A 17,311-nucleotide genomic window follows, 5' to 3' on the forward strand; every position below is an offset into this window, starting at 1 on the left:
CGCCCTTCCGGAAGAGTGGGCACTGCTTGCCGGGCGTTCGACAACCTCGCCCACTACAGAGCATGGCCACACCAAATCTGTTCGGCAATTCCCGTGGGAACCGTTAAGGTTGACAGTCGCTGCACCAAGGAAGGTTAGATGGACTCCACCGGTTCCCTTGCCGCCAAATTGCTATCGGCGACACTGATGTTCGACCAGACGTCTTTGGCCGCACTGGAGGCTCTGGCCGCCAACTCCGATCGCCGGATTTTGCGACGCGGCGAGGTTCTCGTTCGTGAGGGAGACCGGTCGGACCGCTTCTTCGTCGTTCTGTCGGGACGTTTCACGGTGCACCGGGAGGGCGTCGGCGAGACTGTTGCGGAGATCGGCCAGGGCGAGCTTGTCGGCGAAATTGGCTTTTTCGCCGCGCTGCCGCGCATTGCCACCGTCGTTGCGGCGCGTGATTCAATCGTACTCGAAATTCGCGACGACCAGTTCGAGAGGGCCGCCAAGGCGTTGCCCAGCCTGCGCCAGTCGGTGACGACGTTTCTCGCGCGCCGGTTCGCGATGCAGTCCCCGGCGCCCAGGCAGAACAAGCAGCCCTGCAAACTCCGGACACTGGCGATCGTGCCTGCGGGCCGCAGTCGGATTTCACCCGACTTCATCTCGCAGCTCCGTGCCGCATTTTCCGCGGACAAGCGGGCCGTGTTCCTGACCCGGCGAGAACTCGAAGACCGGTTCGCCGGCCTGCCGATCGACGATCAGCCCGTGCTTGACTGGCTGAACCATCTCGAAGGCAAGGCCGATATCATCGTTTATATCGCCGATGACGACCCAAGCGAGTGGACGCGCGTCTGTATCCGTCAGGCCGACAACGTGCTGCTGTTCGCCGATGCATCCGATCCGGCCGACCTCAGCTCCTGTGAGGCGCTTGCGCTTGCGATCCATGCGCCGTCGAACCTTCGGCTTGTGCTCGTTCACCCGAAGCGCACCTCAACGGTTTCCGGAACGGCCGCTTGGCTCGACGCGCGACCCGGGGTCCGCCAGCATCACCACGTTTCGCTGGAAGACGGACTGGACGTCGAGCGCCTGGTCCGTTTCATCGCAGGTGAGGCGAGGGGATTTGTCGCAGCCGGCGGAGGCTCTCTCGGTTGCGCACATATCGGCGTCTACAGAGCTTTCGTCGAGGCGGGAGCCTCCTTCGACTATCTCGGCGGCACCAGCTCCGGCGCTGCGATGATGGCAGGCTTCGCCAGGGGACTGGACGCTGACGCAATCGACCGGGGAACGCATCTCATCTTCGTCCAGAGCCGCGCGTTTCGTCGTCTCACCTTGCCGCAATATGCGCTGCTCGATCACAAGGTGCTCGACCGCACGCTGCAGGCGGAATATGGCGACGTTCTCATCGAAGACCTCTGGCTTCCGTTCTTCGCTCTGTCGACCAATCTCAGCACTCGGCGGGCGCATGTTCACCGGCGGGGAAAGCTCTGGCAGGCCGTCAGGGCGTCAGGCTCGATCCCGGGTGTCCTGCCGCCATTCTTCACGGTCGAAGGCGACATGCTGGTCGATGGCGCCATCATGAACAATCTACCGCTGGAGCAGATGAAAGAACTCAAGACCGGGCCTAATGTCGTCGCGAGCTTGGGCTCCCACGGACCAAGGAAACATCATATCGACTATGACAGCATACCGGGGGCATCCGAACTGGCGGTGCGGATGCTCACACCGTTCGGTCGTGCCAGCCTGCCGAAGGTCCCGAGCATGATTCAGGTGATAACCGCGAGCGTGCTGGCGCACAGGCCCGAGGAAGTCATGCTCGATGAGCGGGATATTCTCGTCTCCCCGGCGATTTCGAGCGCGATCGGGTTCATGGACTGGAGCCAGCATTCTGAACTCTATGTCGAAGCCTATGAGTGGACGAAACGATGGATCATGGAGCGTCTTCGCGATAACGATTCGAGGCTCCTGCGAATACTTGGCATTCCGGCAGCGCCCGGTGTGAAGCAGGCGGCGGCAAGTGACTTGGACCGGTCCGCCCTGTGACGGGGTCGTGTTCGGTAGGGCGGGCATGCGTCGGATGAACGACGTTCGCTTCCGAGTTCTGAGCCGCTTTCATCGCTCTTGCCGAATTGTCACCGTCCTCTTGCGGTTGTAGTATTTTAGGATAGCCTTGCGGGGGATTAGCCCGCATCGGCTATTCCGCTTGAAAGTGAGAAAAATCAGCAAATAGAGAGCCCTCGGACGAGAAACGGCTCAAATACGAAAATGCTTCGTCCCCGAATTGGTATGCCGATCGGGTTCCCTTGGATGTACTTGCGGGACGTCTTTGGTGTGCGGCGCACGGCAGGCGTGTAGTCCGATGCCACAGTGGTCCCATTGCTTGAAGTGGATCGACGTGATGGCTGAGAATAAGAATGCGGGCGCACCTCCGAGTGCACAGGACCTCCGAATGCAGATCCTCCAGCGGGAAATGGAGGAGATGGACAAGGAGCGGCGATTAAAGGCGATCGAGGAACAGAAACACGCCGATTTTGCCGCAGATTTTCTTGAGAAACAGGTGACGGAAGAGGAGATCGCCATCGTCCGCCGGCTTGTGGCGAACGCCGTCAAGGCCGGCAAGTTCGAGGCGATGGTTTACAGCTTCCCCTCCGAGCTTTGCAGCGACAGCGGTCGTGCAATCAACAGTGGCGACCGCGACTGGCCGCAGACCCTGCAGGGCAAGGCGAAGGAATTTTTCGATCGCTACCAGACCTATGGCAAGCCGCAGGGCTACAAGCTGAAGGCGATGATCATCAACTTTCCGGGCGGCGTGCCCGGCGATGTCGGGTTCTTCCTGAACTGGGCTCCGGACAAGGCTTGAACGCGACTGTTCTCCGTGCCGGCGGTCGCGCCGGCACCGGTGCTTCAGCACTGCTGCTATCAAGGAACATTGAGCCTTTGGAAGCCCGCGCCCGAGGGCCCGGGCTTACCAGTCCTAGAAAACGTCAGGTACCGTCCTGCGAACGTGATCATCGTCCGCGAAGTCGTTCGGCCGCTTCTGGCGCTTGCCGAGGTCCGGCTCTGTGAACTTCACGCGTTCGTAGGGGATCGAGGCGAGAATGTGCGAGATGCAATTGATGCGCGCCCGCTTCTTGTCGTCTGACGGTACGATCCACCAGGGGGCATACTCCGTGTCCGTCATGCGGATCATCTCGTTATAGGCTCGGGTATAGTCCCACCAGCGCTGATAGGACTCGACGTCCATGGGGCTGAGCTTCCATTGGCGCAACGGGTCGGCGATGCGCTGGCGGAACCGGCGCTCCTGTTCCTTCTCGCTGACATCGAGGAAGTATTTGAGCAGGACGATGCCGCTTTCGACCATTGCCGCTTCGAAGCGCGGTGCGAGTTCGAGGAAACGTCGGGCGCTGTCTTCCGAGCAGAAACCCATGACGCGCTCCACGCCCGGGCGGTTGTACCAGGAGCGATCGAAGATCACGACCTCGCCGGCGGCCGGCAAATGCTGGATGTAGCGCTGCATGTAGATCTGAGATTTTTCCCGTTCGGTGGGCGCGGGCAGGGCCGTGACCCTGAAGACGCGGGGGCTGACGCGTTCGGTCAGCCGCCTGATCACGCCGCCCTTGCCAGCGGCATCGCGTCCCTCGAAGACGATGACGATGCGCGCGCCGGTCTTTTTCACCCAGGCCTGCAGGTGCGCGATCTCTTCCTGCAGTCGGGCAAGCTCCTTGGCGTAGCCGCCGGACGACCGCTCCTCTGGCGCTGCTGCTTCGGCAACCTTGTCGGCGTCGTTCTTGTCCTTGTTCTTTTTCTTGCCTTTATCTTTTCCCATCTTTCTCTCCCGTTTCGAAGCTTTGTGCGGTTCCCATGGCGTTGGAGTTCGCAGCGATTTCTCCTTCCGGCCCCTGGCTTTCGCCATACCGGGCCTCGTAAGCGTCGAGTGCATCCTCTATGCCCTCGAAGATCATGTTTGGCCCGATTCTTTCGATGATGCCGGCCCGGTCGAGCAAGGCGCGCGCATCCGTGTGCAGCTCCGCCAGACCGAGAGCGATGCCCCCCGCCTTCAACTCGTCAGCGAGTTCCCCGAGCATCTCGGCGGCGGTGCTGTCGATCTGGGGGATCGCGCTGGCATCGATCACGAGCCAATGGGCGGGCGGCGGTAGTTCTTCGGCAATGGCCGTGAGGCGCGCTCGCACATAGTCCGCGTTGTAGAAAAGCAGGCTGTCCTGGATCATGCAGGCACCGAAGCCCGGCACCGGCCGTGCATCCGGCGCGCGATGCAGCTTGTAGAAGCCGTCCCGACCCGGAATCCTGCCGAGCAGGGCGTCGTGCGGATACATGGTCTGCAGCAAGAGATAGATCAGTGTTGCGGCTATGGCGATGACCACGCCATTCAACACGCCGAGGCCGATCGGCCCCCACAAGGCGATCAGGGCAAAAACGAACTCGATCCGGTTGATGCGCCATATCCGTCTGAGGCCCTCGATATCGATCAGGCTGAGGGCCGTTGCCGCAAGTATCGCACCTAGAGCGGCGATCGGCAGGATGCGCAGAACGTTGCCCAGGAACAGGAGCACCGCCATGAGGGTTGCGGCCGCGACGAGGCTGGCGATTTGCGAACGACCGCCGACGGCGAAGTTCACGGCGGTGCGCGAATCCGAGGCCGTCACCGGAAACGTTCCGAACAGCCCGGCGGCGAAGTTTGCCGCGCCGAAACCCGTCAGTTCGCGGTTCGGGTCGACACGGTAGCCGCCGAGCGTTGCGAAGCTGCGGGCGGCGATGACACCGGAGCCGAAACTGACAAGAAAAATCGCCGCCCCGCCGGTAAGCAAGGCGTCGATCGGCAGGTTGCCGATGCGCGGCAGCACGAGCGATGGCAACCCCTGCGGTATGTCGCCGACGATCGCCATGCCGCGCCCTTCGAAATCGAAGAGAAAGGAAAGCAGCACGGCCACGAAAACGACGATTACGGGGCCCGGTATGGGTGAGCGATAGATGCGGGCCACTTGCAGCAGGGCAAAACAGGCCAGGGCGAAGGCCAAGGTCGGCCAATGGATCGAACCGACTTGTCGCAGGAGTTCTAGCACGGGGGATATAAGTCCTTCGGACTCGATATCGACGCCGGTAAAGCGCTTGATCTGCCCAACCAGGATCGACAGTGAGATGCCGGCGAAGAAGCCGGTCAGGATTGGGCGTGACAGAAAGGTTGCGAGCACCCCGAGCCGTACCAGGCGCGCAAGCAGACACAGGATGCCGACGACCAGCGCCAGCAGCGCGGCCGCCGTCACACGGTCGACCGTCGCGCCGGGCGTCGCGAATACTGTTGTCAGAACCGCCGCCAGCACCGTCATCGTCGCAGCATCCGGTCCAACGATGAGCTGGCGCGATGGGCCGAAGAGCGCGTAGGCGATGAGCGGCGTTATGCTGGCATAGAGACCTGTTTCGGCGGGCAGTCCGGCTATAGCGGGATAGGCGATGGCGCTTGGAAGGCCGACGGCGGCAATTGCAAGTCCGGCCGAAATATCGCTGCGTAGCCAACCCACCCGATAACCATCCAGGTTCGCGAGTAACGGCAGGCGAGGCAGGTGAAACGGCATGCTTGTGCCCCCCGGATTGTGCCTCCTCCAACCGGCAACGGATTCGTGCCCAACGGGGAGGGTCAAACGGATGGACGATAGCACTGGGAATATTAGAGATGCAAAACTTTTCGTTTTGGCTGATCCTGCGTAATCCGCGAAAGTTGCATCGGTCGCCTCATGCAGGTTCCTGCAACGTGTGCCATTCCTGAAGGCCGCGCCAGAATGCCGGACGCGAGAAGTCCCGTGGCGGCAAGCCATCACTGTGCAGCGTGTTTACTGCGGATGGCGATCCAAGCGCGTCCGTCACTGCCTCGCAGCTTGTCGCCCTGTCAGATGGCGACCTCGAAGTCGGATATCGCGACGATCCAACGGAAGGTCCCGCCTTGGTCGGCGCGCCGCGGGAGAGGCTGTTGGTCCGGAGCGAAGCGCTCCGCAACGGCGCTTGTTGCCGGATGGCGATGCGGCATCGAATCCAGTGGCGGTCCGCGCGAGCGCAGGTGAACGACGGTCTCTCGGCGTGAGACGGAGCACCGCGCTGCAGAGCCCGGTCCACTGACATGGCCGGGCGGGGCGCCTTATTACACCTTGGGCATGACACCCTTGGTGGCGAGCCAGGTCTCGAAGGTGCCCGGGCATCCTTCGCTGAGCCATCTTCCCCGATAGGAAAAACCGGGGGTGACACGCCCGGCGCCGACGAGTCCATCGTCATAGCGGCCGACGATCCCAACTGCCTTGTGCATCTTTCCGGGATGTTTTTTCTTGGTCTTTGAGAGCTTCATTGGATGCCCCTACGCACTACAACCTTAAAGCAATAGCGTCTCACAATGCACGCATCAGTCAAGGATTAGACGGGTGCGCAAAAGGGGTTAGGAGTCGAGCGAAAGGTGATGCGCCGATCGATGGGGCGCAGGCCAAAGCCTGCCGCGCGAGCAGGTTTCAACGATGTCGGCATTCCAGGAACAGACCCGGTTCTGTCGGTCGGCAGCCGCAGACTTCATCATGACGCAACCGCAAGGTTTGCCGACCGTAAGTTTCAGTCGAGAGCTATAGCGCCTGGCTGATTGCGCGGCGCCGGTGGGTGGCAAACTGAGACCACCGCCGACCCTCTATCGACACCCTCGCTCGGGCCACCCGGAGCAATACTATTATTGCAGAACGACGACGGCTTCGACCTCGAACAGCATGGGGTCGATTGCGAGCTTCGGAACGGGAATCAACGTTTGTGCCGGCAGCGCGGTCCCAAACATTTCCTTGACGTTCTCGGTCAACACCCCAAGCTTGGACATATCGTGGTCGACCACGAAGATTGTGAGCTTGGCAACCTGTTCGGGCCGGGCGCCGAGTGCGTCGAGGGCAGCGCGCAAATTCGCATAAGCCTGCTTAACCTGAACGGCGAATTCGGGCGACAAGGCTCCCGTACTGTCTTGTCCCCCCTGTCCGGAGATGTATGCCACCCGTGAACCAGGGGGCGTGACCACCGCGGTGCTGTAACCATTCGGCGTCGGATCGTAGAGGGTCTTGGGATTGACAATGGCCAACTTGAGATTGCCCTCATTCGCTGTTGCCGCACTGGGAACTCCAATGTTCATGATGACTAGCCCTCCGATAAGCACATGCTTGACTGTGCGTGACATGATTTTTCTCGTTCCGAACGCCATGAGCACGGGTCTCGCGCCGGCATAATTTGAACCTTGAACCCAATCATTGACGATTGACTCGTACAGTGTACGAGTTTCTTTGCATCGTACGCTGTACGAGTCAATGGGCAAGGGTCGACATCCACTGTGTTTCCGGCCAAATTCGCGGAAGCGAAGGAAGAGGAAGACGGAATGGCGGCCAAAAGCAGCGGCGCCCGGACGAAACGATCACAACGGGAAAGTGGGAGTCGCCAATCCGGCCAGGAACCACGCGGCGACGGTTCGCTCTCCCTCGAACGCATCGTAGCGACCGCTATCGAACTGCTGGACGCTCAAGGTGTTGACGGGTTGACGATGCGACGGCTGGCTGATCGTCTCGGCTCAGGGGTGATGAGCCTCTATTGGCACATCGACACCAAAGAAGATGTTTTTGATCTCGCGCTCGACGCGGTGCTCGAATACCGCGGCTTTTCGCAAACGGGTGAACCCGGGGAATGGCGCGCAGAAGTCGTCCATATGCTCGAAGACTGGCGCGCCTGCATGCTGCGTCATCCTTGGTCGGCTTCGCTGCTGCCGAGCCGGGCGCTCGGCGCCAACATGCTGCATCGCTTGGAACTGCTCGGCAGCACCTTGTCCCGAGCCGGTGTCGCCGACGCGGATCTCAACGTTGCGATCTGGTCGCTTTGGAATCATGTCCTGGGTGCCACCGTCACGCGGGCAAGCTTCGACCTATCGGATGAGGACAAGGAAGCAGCGCAGCAGCGCCTTGCGCAGCTGAGTGAACGCTACCCGACAATTGAACGCTCCCGTCTCTTGTTGGAAAACGACTGGGACGGCACCTTCAGGAAGGGCCTCGATTTCCTGCTGGATGGTCTGACCCCGAAACTGTGAGCAGGTTCGCGTCGAGGCAATGTTGTCCACGTGCAAGGGCGCTCCAATCTTCCTGTTTGCGGACAATACCGAGGGCTGCGCGATGAACGTAGTCGCAAAGACGCATTTGTCCCTTTGTGTCGCCTCAGGCTTGGGAAAATTCGGGCAAGCTGTCGGCTTGCCCGAATTCACGCCGACATCGGAGGCGGATTATTCAGCGGCTGAGCGCTGCGGCAGAACCCAGTTCTGGCGCGGGAAGTGGCAGGTGTAGCCGTTGGGATAGCGCTCCAGGTAATCCTGGTGCTCCGGCTCGGCCTCCCAGAAATCTCCCACGGGCTCCACTTCGGTCACGACCTTGCCCGGCCACAGGCCTGAAGCGTTGACGTCAGCAATGGTGTCCTCGGCTACCCGCTTCTGCTCGTCGTCGACGTAGTAGATTGCCGAGCGATAGGACATGCCGATGTCGTTGCCTTGCCGGTTCTTGGTGGTCGGATCGTGGATCTGGAAGAAGACCTCCAGAATCCGCCTGTAGCTGATCGTCCCCGGATCGAAAACGATCTCGATACCCTCGGCATGGGTGCCGTGGTTGCGGTAGGTGGCATTGGGCACATCGCCGCCGGTATAGCCCACCCGCGTCGCGATAACCCCGGGAAGCTTGCGGATCAAATCCTGCATCCCCCAGAAGCAGCCACCGGCCAAAACAGCTCTTTCAGCTCTATCGGTCATTCAGATATCCTCCACCTGGTTGATGAACGCGCCGTAACCCTCCGCCTCCATCTCTTCGCGGGGAATGAAGCGCAGAGCGGCGGAATTGATGCAGTAACGCAAGCCGCCTCGATCCCGAGGTCCGTCGGGAAAAACATGGCCAAGGTGGCTGTCACCATGTTTCGAGCGCACCTCGGTGCGGATCATACCATGGGAACGGTCCTGTAGTTCCTCGACATTGGCAGGCACGATCGGCTTGGTAAAGCTCGGCCAGCCACAACCGGAATCGAACTTGTCGGCCGAGGCGAACAGCGGCTCGCCGGAAACGATATCGACATAGATCCCCGGCCTCTTGTTGTCGTTGTACTCGCCCGTGAAGGGACGCTCGGTCCCGCTCTGCTGCGTTACGCGAAACTGCTCGGGCGTCAATTTTTGGATCGCTTCGTTTGTCTTTCTGTAAGTCATTCCTTGTCTCCAATCGGGGTGTGCTGCTTGGAACCAGCGGTGAAGCTGCGACGCGGGTGCTCGGCACCGCCTTGCCTTGCGGGGACAGTCCCCCTGACCAAGATTCCGGCCCTGGGCACCTTTCGCGCCTGGCGTCGTCACTGCTTGAACTGTTGGCGAGCGATACCGTCGATTTCGAAGCGGTAGATGCCGATATCGTCCAGCTGGTGGTCGCTGTATCGCCCGAGTTCCAGAGCGGTCTGGCGGTAGCGCTGATGCGCGCGGATCCTCGAGATAAGATAGTGCATGATCATGAGGCGTTCCTCTTGTTCAGCCGGCGGATCGCCGGAGATGGTGTAGTCGCAAATTGCGCTGGATGAGGGCGCACCCTTGGGGCCGCCCTTTTCGTCAATCAGGCCCGTGTCGCACGGAGCGCCGCAAACGAGTCGATGGCGATCCAGAGAGAGAGGGCGAAGAGCCCGGCGTCCTTGAGCAGAAACTGCCCGGGTGCAACCGAGATCGCCGGAAAGCCGAGCTCAGGCACAAACACCCCGGGGGTCGTTGCCATGAAGCTAAGGGTCGTTGAGAAAAGCCCGGCCGAAAGCAATCCGCCGACAAGCGAGTAGATCGGCTTTATCAGCCGGGCCACGATGAGGACGGCGATGCTGAGTTCGAGGATGCCGAGAAGGTTCGAGAAACTTTCCACGCTGAAGAGCGAATAGATCCAACTCAGCAAGGGATTGTTGCTGACCAGGCCAACCAGGCCCTCCGCTTCATAACGGGTAAACTTCATCCCGCCGAACCAGCCGTAGATCACGGCGAGGGAACCATAGAGGCCAGCGGCAGTGACGGCTTGACCGTGGCTGTCGATCAGGTCGAGCGCGAAGGCGGGGGAACGAGCGTGGACACGCTGACGCGCCGCGCCGTGGTGTGCGAGATCACGAGGCATTGTCTTCTCCTGGTTGGTGGCGTCGGGCAATTCTCCCGATTGGCCCCGGCAAACGATACAGACGTGTATCGGTTAGTGCTTAAATATACCGATCTGTATCGTTTGGCAATCCGAGCTCTGGAATTTTGTTGTCGCCGTTGTTGAATGGGAATTGGATGTGGGGCGCGAGCGCATCGCCTTTTTTTTGGGAGCACAGGTCTCGCTTGCATTTCCCGGGCAGCGCGATAAATTGATACAACTCTGTTTTGTTTTGGAGAATAACATGCGCCGTTCAGAGATCCGCGGCCATCTGCTCGATACCGCCTTGCGCCTGTTCAACCTGCACGGCTACCAAGCGACCGGCATCGATCTCCTCATCGCCGAGGCTGGGGTGGCCAAGACGACGCTGTATCGTCACTTTGAAACCAAAGAGGAGCTTATCCGCGCTGCTCTTGAGCGGCGCGATGAAGAATCCCGCGCGGAAATGCGGATCTTTGTCGAGCGGCGTGCGGACGATCCCTATGAGCGTCTTCTTGCGACCTTCGATTTTCTGGAGGCCTCGGTGCGGGACAAGCAGTTCCGCGGCTGCATTTTCATGAGCGCTGCCGGGGAACACAAGGAAGCTGTCGATCCGGTGTTCCGCGCTGCTTTGATGCACAAGCGGCTCGTTCTCGCCTATTTCGAGGAACTCGCGCATGCCGCCCGTTTCGCAGAACCGAAACGCGTCGCAGACGCGATCAACCTCCTGCACGAGGGGGCGACCGCGGTTGCGCAAATGACGCGGACGGGCGAGCCGGTCCGGCAGAGCAAGCGCATGGCGGAGAACCTGCTTGCGCAGGAGGTGCGCGCTCCTTCGGAACCGCCGGGCAGGAGCGCGGGTACGGTACCGCATGCGAAGCCTTCGAACGCGGGCACAGCATAGGATCATAATGTCGTAAGCAACGTCGGAAGCGCCGGGGGATGCGATGGACCGTCTCGAAGCAATGAAGATGCTGCTGGCAGTCGTCGACGCCGGCAGCATCTCGGCAGGGAGCAGGAAGCTGAATGCGCCACTGCCCAGCGTCAGCCGCAAGGTGGCCGAACTCGAACGGCATCTGGGCGCGAGCCTGATCGTCCGCACCAGCCGCAACCTTCAGCTCACCGATGCGGGCAGGGAATATGTCGAGGCAGCCCGAAAGATCATCACGGACCTCGAGGAGGCGGAACGTCGGGCGTCTGGCGAGTACCAGACACCTCGCGGCACCCTGACGATCACCATGCCGGTCGAGTTCGGCGCACGCTATGTGATGCCGATCGCGCTTAGCTACATGGAGAAATATCCGGAGGTGTCGCTCAATCTGCTCTCGCTCGACCGGACAGTGCATCTCGTGGAGGAGCAGGTCGATATCGCCATCCGGTTGGGCGACCTCGCCGACAGCTCTCTTTACGCGGTCAAGGCCGGGGAGTTTCGCCTGCTGACCTGCGCCAGCCCGGCATATTTGCAATGCCGGGGCGTGCCGAAGTATCCGAGCGATCTCGCAGAACACGAGGGAGTACTCTTCAACAAGAGGACGTTCTTCTGGACATTCGATGTCGATGGTCACGAGGTGGAGGCGGTTCCACGCAACCGTCTCGAGGTCAACACTGCAGCCAATTGCGTGGTTGCGGCGGTTGGCGGAGCCGGCATCGCCCGCTTGTTCGATTATCAAATCCCGGACGAGCTCGCTTCAGGCGCGCTCGTGCCAGTTTTGGAGGCTTTCGACCAGGCGCCCCGGCCGATCCACATTGTCTATTCTGGACAAGGTCAGTTGGCGCTGAAGGTGCGGTCCTTCGTCGACTGGGCGCTGCCTCGCCTTCGCACTGCCTGCAGAAGAGGCGAGGCGCCGCAGGCCTAATTGGCAAAGGCAGCGCTGACCTTTTCGACAGTGGTGGCTGGATCCTGCAGGTGCGGGAAATGGCCTATACCTTTCACTATGTCGAACTCCGAATTGGTACGCTCGGCGAACTCCTTGCCCATCTCCGGCTTGATGTAGATGTCCTTTTCGCCCCAGATCACTTTGATCCGAGTAACGAGCCTGCCGAGATTGGCTTCGAGATAGTCCTCGTCGCGGGTGAAATGGGAATAGTAAAAGGCGAAGGCGTCGGCGCTCGTTATGCCATCGCGCAGCCAGGAATTCTTCATATCCGCTTGTACCTCGGGCGGCAGTTCGTACTGGGCGTCGGGTGTAAGGCCGCGGCGATGGACGTTTGCTAAGATTTCGTCGCTGGTCTTGTTCATGTAGGCACGCGTCGGCGTCGCCGTCGGCTCTGCCTTGAGATTTTGCAGGCTCTCATACATGTATTGCGGCCGGTTGAACGGCGCGAAGTCGCCGGCGATGATCGTCCTTGCCACGGTTAGCTCGTCGAGTGCCAACAGCAGTGCGGGCAGGCCGCCGATATCCGAGGCGTAGATGACCAGATTCGATCGGTCGATGCCCGTCTTCTCAATATAGGCTTTGAGTATCTTGGCGTAGTCCCTCGGCGAGTAGGAGAACTGTAACGGCGAGGGGCGTGACGACTGGCCATATCCGGGCCAGTCGAAAGCGTGGACCTCGTAGTCCGTGCCGAGTGTCGTCGCGATCCCCTTCCAGACGGCGAGCGTTTCGGGGAAGCCGTGCAGGAAGAGAATCGTGCCCTTGGGGGAGGCCGGACGGGTAACCATGCGCCGCAGCGTAATGGTCTCGTCGATCTTGATGAAGTCGATCTTCGGCTCAATCACAGGGATGGCTGCGCCAGCCTGTGCTGACGCTGCCGATGCCACTACCACGGAAGCGGCGGCCACGAAGTTCTTCAGCGATAAGATAACCATGTCAGGCGTCCTTCTGATCAAATCCAAATCTGATGAGAAGATCCGATATCCAACGGGTCGCTGGCAGACGGTATTTTTGAGAGGAACCCTCTTGAATTGAACAAATGCCCCGCGACCGCACGCCGCCATACGAGAGGTCTCCATCAAACGCAGACGAGGGATCTCGTCTCGGCGTTGGCCCTTCTTGCGATCCAGCGTCCGGCCCTTCGCTACAGCCTTCCTGATCGAACCAGGTGTCCGCGTGAGAGGATGGCTCTCAATTCCGCTGGGTGCCGGCCGCCCGGGCTCGTTCTTAGATTTCCGTTCATTCGCGGATCGTCCGTTTTCGGCGCGATCCCAAGCGAAACCGCCGAAAAGAAAAATCGCTCGCTTCAAAAAAGGAAGATCAGAATGAACGATATGACGTTCTCCTCGCAAAAAACGATTCCGGAAAAAACCAGGGCGCTCCCCGGCCACTCGACCGTCGGCACGAACGATCTCGATGCCGCTGCCGCCTACTACGACAAGCTGCTCGCCGTCTTCGGTATCGGTCGTGTGCTCGTTCAGCCGGGACGTGCCGTCTACTACGGGCATCGTACCCTCGAGTTCGGCGTGCTCAAGCCGTTCAATGGCGAGACGGCCATTGCCGGCAATGGTACGATGACCGCCTTCGAGGCCCGCTCGCGAGCGCAGGTGGATCTCGCCCATGCGACGGCCCTGGAAGCGGGCGGTTCGGACGAAGGAGCCCCCGGTCCGAGAGGCCGTGATGGCGGTGACCCTTACTGCGCCTATTTTCGCGATCCGGAAGGAAACAAGTTCCTCATCTACCGCACAGGTCCCGACGAGGTCTGACATCAGCGTAGCACGGGATCTTGCCGCCATCGGCGATGGCTCCGGCATCGCGTCCAACCTATTCATAAAGGAAACTCTCAAATGGGCCTGGAGAACAAGGATTGGAAGAGCCAAGTCACGCGGCGCTCGTTTCTGCTTTCGGGTGCCGCGATCGGTGTCGCGGCAGCAATGCTGCCTGCGTCCGGCGCGACCGCCAACATGAATACGTCGATCAAAAGCGACGATATCCATCCGTTCAGGGCTGCCATTCCCGAGACGGCTCTCGAGGATCTCAGGCGTCGTCTCTCGGCAACGCGCTGGCCGGACAGTGCGACCGTCAACGACCGCTCCCAGGGCGTCGAGCAGCAGACGCTTCAGGAACTCGTGGTCTACTGGCAGTCCGCCTATGATTGGCGCGGGGCGGAACGAAAGCTCAACGCGTTTCCGCAATTCCTGACGAACATCGATGGGCTCGACATTCATTTCATCCACGTGCGCTCACGCCATGAGAGCGCACTTCCATTGATCATGACTCACGGCTGGCCCGGCTCGATCTTTGAGCTGCTGGACGTGATCGCCCCACTGACCGACCCCACCGCCCATGGCGGCAAGGTCGAAGATGCTTTCCATCTTGTCATCCCTTCGATCCCGGGCTTCGGCTTTTCGCAGAAACCAACCTCTACGGGCTGGGACGCGCAGCGGATTGCCATGGCCTGGGACCGGCTGATGAAACGGCTGGGCTACAACCGCTATGTCTCGCAAGGGGGCGACTGGGGCGCCATCATCAGCGACGCCCTCGCGCGTCAGGCGCCGGAAGGGCTGCTCGGTATCCACGTCAACAGGATTGAGCGCGCGACGACGTTTCCAGCCGACGCCGCGCAAGCGCTGAAGAGTGGAGGGCCGGCTCCCGACAGCTTGTCAGCCGACGAGAGGAAGGTTTTCGATGAGGCGCGTGACTTCCTCAACAACGGTTTTGGCTACGCTTCGATCCTCAGTACGCGTCCGGAGACGGTCGGGTACGGGCTTGCGGATTCTCCGGTGGGGCTGGCGGCCTGGCTCTACGACAAGATCGCGGATTGGGTGTTCACACGCGGCAATCCGGAACAGGCTTTGAGCCGAGACGATATTCTCGATAACATCACTTTGTACTGGCTGACGAATACTGGCCCCTCGAGCGGACGCATCTACTGGGAAAACCTGAAGGCAGGAGCCAAGCTTACCGCCGCCAAAGTTCCCGTCGCCGTGACCGTATTTCCGGGGGAGGTCTATCGGCCGCCGCGAAATTGGCTATCAAAAGCCTATCCGCAGCTCGTGTACTATAACCGCGCGCCGAAAGGTGGGCACTTTGCTGCCTGGGAGGAACCGGAACTCTTCGCCGAAGAGGTCAGAGCAGGTTTCACGGCCATGCGTGTTCGGAACTAAACTTCGAACCCGTCGTGTACGAGGGAGGCCAGCCTAGAATTGCAGGCGGTACTCTGGTTGCGGATAGCTCGACTGGATCTTGTTCCTCGCCGCGCCGGCGCGAGTTCTCAAATCCCTGACCCGTCGAGTTCCTGGTCGTCGTCGCCTTCCCAAGGGGAGGGCATCGCGCTGCGAGTGAGGTTGGCTGATGGCATCGGCATCCAGCACTTCAATTCCGGCTCGGCGTATTCGACGATGCGGCCGGGCGAGGAATCCGAGGCGCGCCAGCCTTCTGCGCCGAACTGATCGCCATTCGACCAATATGCGAGGTCAACCTCTGCCGCCCCCTGTTCGGACGGACGGATCGTGACGAGAATCCGACTGCCATTCTTCGGCGCGCTTGAGATGTGGCGCCATTGGTCTGGCTCGGCCATGATTTTTCCTCCTGCCTTGCTGCAGGTCGCAAGTGTGGCCTCGCCACCGAAAACGGTCAACCCACACTGTGCGCCCAGCGATAGGGAGACATTCCTATATTGTGGAAACAGGACATTCTAACTTTGCGGCTACATACAATGTCAAAGCTGAATAGGGCTGCGACGTCGCCAGCCATTTAGAAATGCGATACTGCCCGCCGGCTTGCTCTGGCAGTCAGCCCCCGATCCGACCGGCTGGTCCGGGTTGAAAGGGCGGAGCGGGGGCGGGTGATGACACTCCCCTTCGGCTTTAGCTTTCTCAGTAGCAATTGTTTTGTCGCCGGTTGATACTCGCTTGCACCTGCATAGGGCGAAGTAGGGATCACAGCCGCACGATGCTTCCGGAAATCAAGCTGCAAGGTGACGTCGATGTCGCCGCGCTGTCACCCCTGCTTCGCGGCATGCTTCTTTCGGTTGCCTATGCTGGCGGTGAGGGCGGGATAGGATTGACGGCGACCGGCGCCATGAACCGCAAGTTCGTGCATTGGGCCGCTGTGCACTTCCTCTGGCCAGGCTTCACAGCCGAAGACCTCTACAGCATGAACAAGGTGCTCAATGAGGGCGACGTGCCGCCGCTTTGGGTCGTGCGCGACATGACCCGTCACCTGAAGCTTCTTCGCCGGAAAAAAGATGTGCTGCTGCCAACCAGACGCGGCCGGGAGTTTTTGGCAAAACCGCAAGCCTTCTTCGATCTGATCGCCACGGATTATCTCTATTCCTATGTCCATACCACCGAGCGGGAAGAGGAGGTCCGAGCGCGGTTACGCTGGTGGCGCATGTTGCTCAATCTTCTCAATATCAAGGCCAGGGAAGGGTGCACGCCAATAGACGTTGTGAAGATCCTCTATCCAGACCTGGCGCCTCTGTCGGACACCGAAATGACCATAGAAGCCTGGACGTTGAAATCCGATCTCCAATATGGCGTCTTTCGACGCTTGTGCTGGCTCGGCTTGCTCTATGAGGCACGAGAGGGGCTCACGCTCCTCCAGGATGGAGCCTTCCACAAGACGCCACTTTGGCCAGCTTGCCTGCAGTTGGAATCGGATACGCAGAGCGACATCGGCGTGCATTGACGCTCTTTATTCCGCCGCTGGCTGCCTCATCAACGCTTTCTCTCGTCGCGCAATCACCGCCGGATCGTTCATGAAATCCGTCCGCCGGCCAGGCTTGGGACCACGCTTCTGGTAGCCGTTGGCTGTGCTACCGTCTCGAATGCCGAACATATGATCCGTTTGGCCCGTTCGGCTCGGACCACTCTTGCTGCGCTGCTGTTGGCGTGCGGCCTGCATCTCGGCGACAATTGACAGCATGTCGTCCAGCCGCTTGTTCTCAACCACCTCGGACGATGCACCGGGCGCAACGTATCGAAGGTCCTGTAGGGCAGGGCAAAGCTCTCGTGCATGATCTCAAGCCGACCATCCGGATAATCGCAGACAATCACCTTCTGGCCCGCCAATGGCCTAGAAATCTCGGTCGGATCGAGAATGAACAGCACCTTGTCGTAACGCAGCGTCAGGGATTGCGACAGCGTGCGCACTTCCTTGCGGCACATGGCACCATCGAGGTTCTCATGGTCGGCCAGCGGCCGGTGCATGTCCTTCGGATTGCGTGCTTGCTTGCCGAAACGAGTGTTGAAATCTGCAATGAACTCAGGCGCATAGAGG

At 60.4% G+C, this 17,311-nt stretch carries 18 protein-coding genes and 1 pseudogene; 8 read left to right on the forward strand and 11 right to left on the reverse strand.

Annotated features, from left to right (window positions below; translation table 11 throughout):
• The first annotated feature begins 138 nt into the window (after window positions 1-138).
• Together QM996_RS23195 and QM996_RS23200 are read left to right on the forward strand one after the other, a co-directional pair.
• Entirely contained in the window at window positions 139-2,022 is a 1,884-nt protein-coding gene (locus tag QM996_RS23195) for a patatin-like phospholipase family protein (RefSeq protein WP_334198386.1), read from the forward strand.
• A gap of 355 nt (window positions 2,023-2,377) precedes the next feature.
• Complete coding sequence (locus QM996_RS23200) at window positions 2,378-2,839, forward strand: histidine kinase (protein WP_334198387.1); 462 nt, start codon at window positions 2,378-2,380, stop codon at window positions 2,837-2,839.
• 114 nt (window positions 2,840-2,953) lie between these two features.
• Here the strand turns inward: QM996_RS23200 and ppk2 are convergent, their stop codons facing one another.
• The 4 genes from ppk2 to QM996_RS23220 form a co-directional block, all read right to left on the reverse strand.
• Window positions 2,954-3,805 (reverse strand): polyphosphate kinase 2, encoded by an 852-nt coding sequence (gene ppk2, locus QM996_RS23205; protein WP_334198388.1) that lies wholly within the window; start codon window positions 3,803-3,805, stop codon window positions 2,954-2,956.
• Window positions 3,792-5,570, reverse strand: coding sequence for a SulP family inorganic anion transporter (locus QM996_RS23210; RefSeq protein WP_334198389.1), 1,779 nt, complete (start codon window positions 5,568-5,570; stop codon window positions 3,792-3,794). The genes ppk2 and QM996_RS23210 overlap by 14 nt, the downstream gene beginning before the upstream one ends.
• A gap of 560 nt (window positions 5,571-6,130) precedes the next feature.
• Window positions 6,131-6,331 carry a hypothetical protein gene (locus QM996_RS23215; RefSeq protein WP_334198390.1) on the reverse strand — a complete coding sequence of 67 codons (201 nt, stop codon included), beginning with the start codon at window positions 6,329-6,331 and terminating at the stop codon, window positions 6,131-6,133.
• Window positions 6,332-6,697: 366 nt separating this feature from the next.
• Window positions 6,698-7,186 (reverse strand): RidA family protein, encoded by a 489-nt coding sequence (locus tag QM996_RS23220; RefSeq protein ID WP_334198391.1) that lies wholly within the window; start codon window positions 7,184-7,186, stop codon window positions 6,698-6,700.
• Window positions 7,187-7,381: 195 nt separating this feature from the next.
• Between QM996_RS23220 and QM996_RS23225 the strand changes: the two genes are divergently transcribed.
• Window positions 7,382-8,080, forward strand: coding sequence for a TetR/AcrR family transcriptional regulator (locus QM996_RS23225; protein ID WP_334198392.1), 699 nt, complete (start codon window positions 7,382-7,384; stop codon window positions 8,078-8,080).
• A 189-nt stretch (window positions 8,081-8,269) separates the two neighbouring features.
• Here QM996_RS23225 and msrA read toward each other — a convergent pair whose 3' ends face one another.
• The 4 genes from msrA to QM996_RS23245 all read right to left on the reverse strand — a co-directional run bounded on the left by msrA (window position 8,270) and on the right by QM996_RS23245 (window position 10,157).
• Window positions 8,270-8,785: a peptide-methionine (S)-S-oxide reductase MsrA gene (gene msrA / locus QM996_RS23230; protein WP_334198393.1), complete on the reverse strand. Its 516-nt coding sequence runs from the start codon at window positions 8,783-8,785 to the stop codon at window positions 8,270-8,272.
• Window positions 8,786-9,229 (reverse strand): peptide-methionine (R)-S-oxide reductase MsrB, encoded by a 444-nt coding sequence (gene msrB, locus QM996_RS23235; RefSeq protein WP_334198394.1) that lies wholly within the window; start codon window positions 9,227-9,229, stop codon window positions 8,786-8,788.
• A 137-nt stretch (window positions 9,230-9,366) separates the two neighbouring features.
• On the reverse strand, window positions 9,367-9,522 hold the full coding sequence (locus QM996_RS23240) for a DUF1127 domain-containing protein (RefSeq protein WP_500270483.1): 156 nt from the start codon (window positions 9,520-9,522) through the stop codon (window positions 9,367-9,369).
• Between the two features lie 98 nt (window positions 9,523-9,620).
• Window positions 9,621-10,157: a YkgB family protein gene (locus QM996_RS23245; protein ID WP_334198395.1), complete on the reverse strand. Its 537-nt coding sequence runs from the start codon at window positions 10,155-10,157 to the stop codon at window positions 9,621-9,623.
• Window positions 10,158-10,419: 262 nt separating this feature from the next.
• On the opposite strand from QM996_RS23245, the gene QM996_RS23250 reads away from it, so the two are divergent.
• Together QM996_RS23250 and QM996_RS23255 are read left to right on the forward strand one after the other, a co-directional pair.
• Window positions 10,420-11,058: a TetR/AcrR family transcriptional regulator gene (locus QM996_RS23250; RefSeq protein ID WP_334198775.1), complete on the forward strand. Its 639-nt coding sequence runs from the start codon at window positions 10,420-10,422 to the stop codon at window positions 11,056-11,058.
• Window positions 11,059-11,101: 43 nt separating this feature from the next.
• Window positions 11,102-12,010, forward strand: coding sequence for a LysR family transcriptional regulator (locus QM996_RS23255; RefSeq protein ID WP_334198396.1), 909 nt, complete (start codon window positions 11,102-11,104; stop codon window positions 12,008-12,010).
• On the opposite strand, the gene QM996_RS23260 is transcribed toward QM996_RS23255, so the two are convergent.
• A complete protein-coding gene (locus QM996_RS23260; RefSeq protein ID WP_334198397.1) occupies window positions 12,007-12,963 on the reverse strand; it encodes an alpha/beta fold hydrolase in 957 nt (318 codons plus the stop codon). The two genes, QM996_RS23255 and QM996_RS23260, sit on opposite strands and share 4 nt — an antisense overlap.
• Before the next feature lie 390 nt (window positions 12,964-13,353).
• Here QM996_RS23260 and QM996_RS23265 point away from each other — a divergent pair, with 390 nt between their 5' ends.
• Window positions 13,354-13,794 (forward strand): VOC family protein, encoded by a 441-nt coding sequence (locus QM996_RS23265; RefSeq protein WP_334198398.1) that lies wholly within the window; start codon window positions 13,354-13,356, stop codon window positions 13,792-13,794.
• A gap of 168 nt (window positions 13,795-13,962) precedes the next feature.
• Window positions 13,963-15,195 (forward strand): epoxide hydrolase family protein, encoded by a 1,233-nt coding sequence (locus tag QM996_RS23270; RefSeq protein WP_500270529.1) that lies wholly within the window; start codon window positions 13,963-13,965, stop codon window positions 15,193-15,195.
• A gap of 107 nt (window positions 15,196-15,302) precedes the next feature.
• Here QM996_RS23270 and QM996_RS23275 read toward each other — a convergent pair whose 3' ends face one another.
• Window positions 15,303-15,608: a hypothetical protein gene (locus QM996_RS23275; RefSeq protein ID WP_334198400.1), complete on the reverse strand. Its 306-nt coding sequence runs from the start codon at window positions 15,606-15,608 to the stop codon at window positions 15,303-15,305.
• 374 nt (window positions 15,609-15,982) lie between these two features.
• On the opposite strand from QM996_RS23275, the gene QM996_RS23280 reads away from it, so the two are divergent.
• Window positions 15,983-16,720: a hypothetical protein gene (locus QM996_RS23280; RefSeq protein WP_334198401.1), complete on the forward strand. Its 738-nt coding sequence runs from the start codon at window positions 15,983-15,985 to the stop codon at window positions 16,718-16,720.
• Window positions 16,721-16,726: 6 nt separating this feature from the next.
• On the opposite strand, the pseudogene QM996_RS23285 reads toward QM996_RS23280, so the two are convergent.
• A pseudogene (locus QM996_RS23285) lies at window positions 16,727-17,307 on the reverse strand (ISNCY family transposase); the annotation flags it as partial.
• Window positions 17,308-17,311: the final 4 nt, after the last annotated feature.

Source organism: Sinorhizobium chiapasense (genome assembly GCF_045277575.1).
GTDB lineage: Bacteria > Pseudomonadota > Alphaproteobacteria > Rhizobiales > Rhizobiaceae > Ensifer > Ensifer chiapasense_A.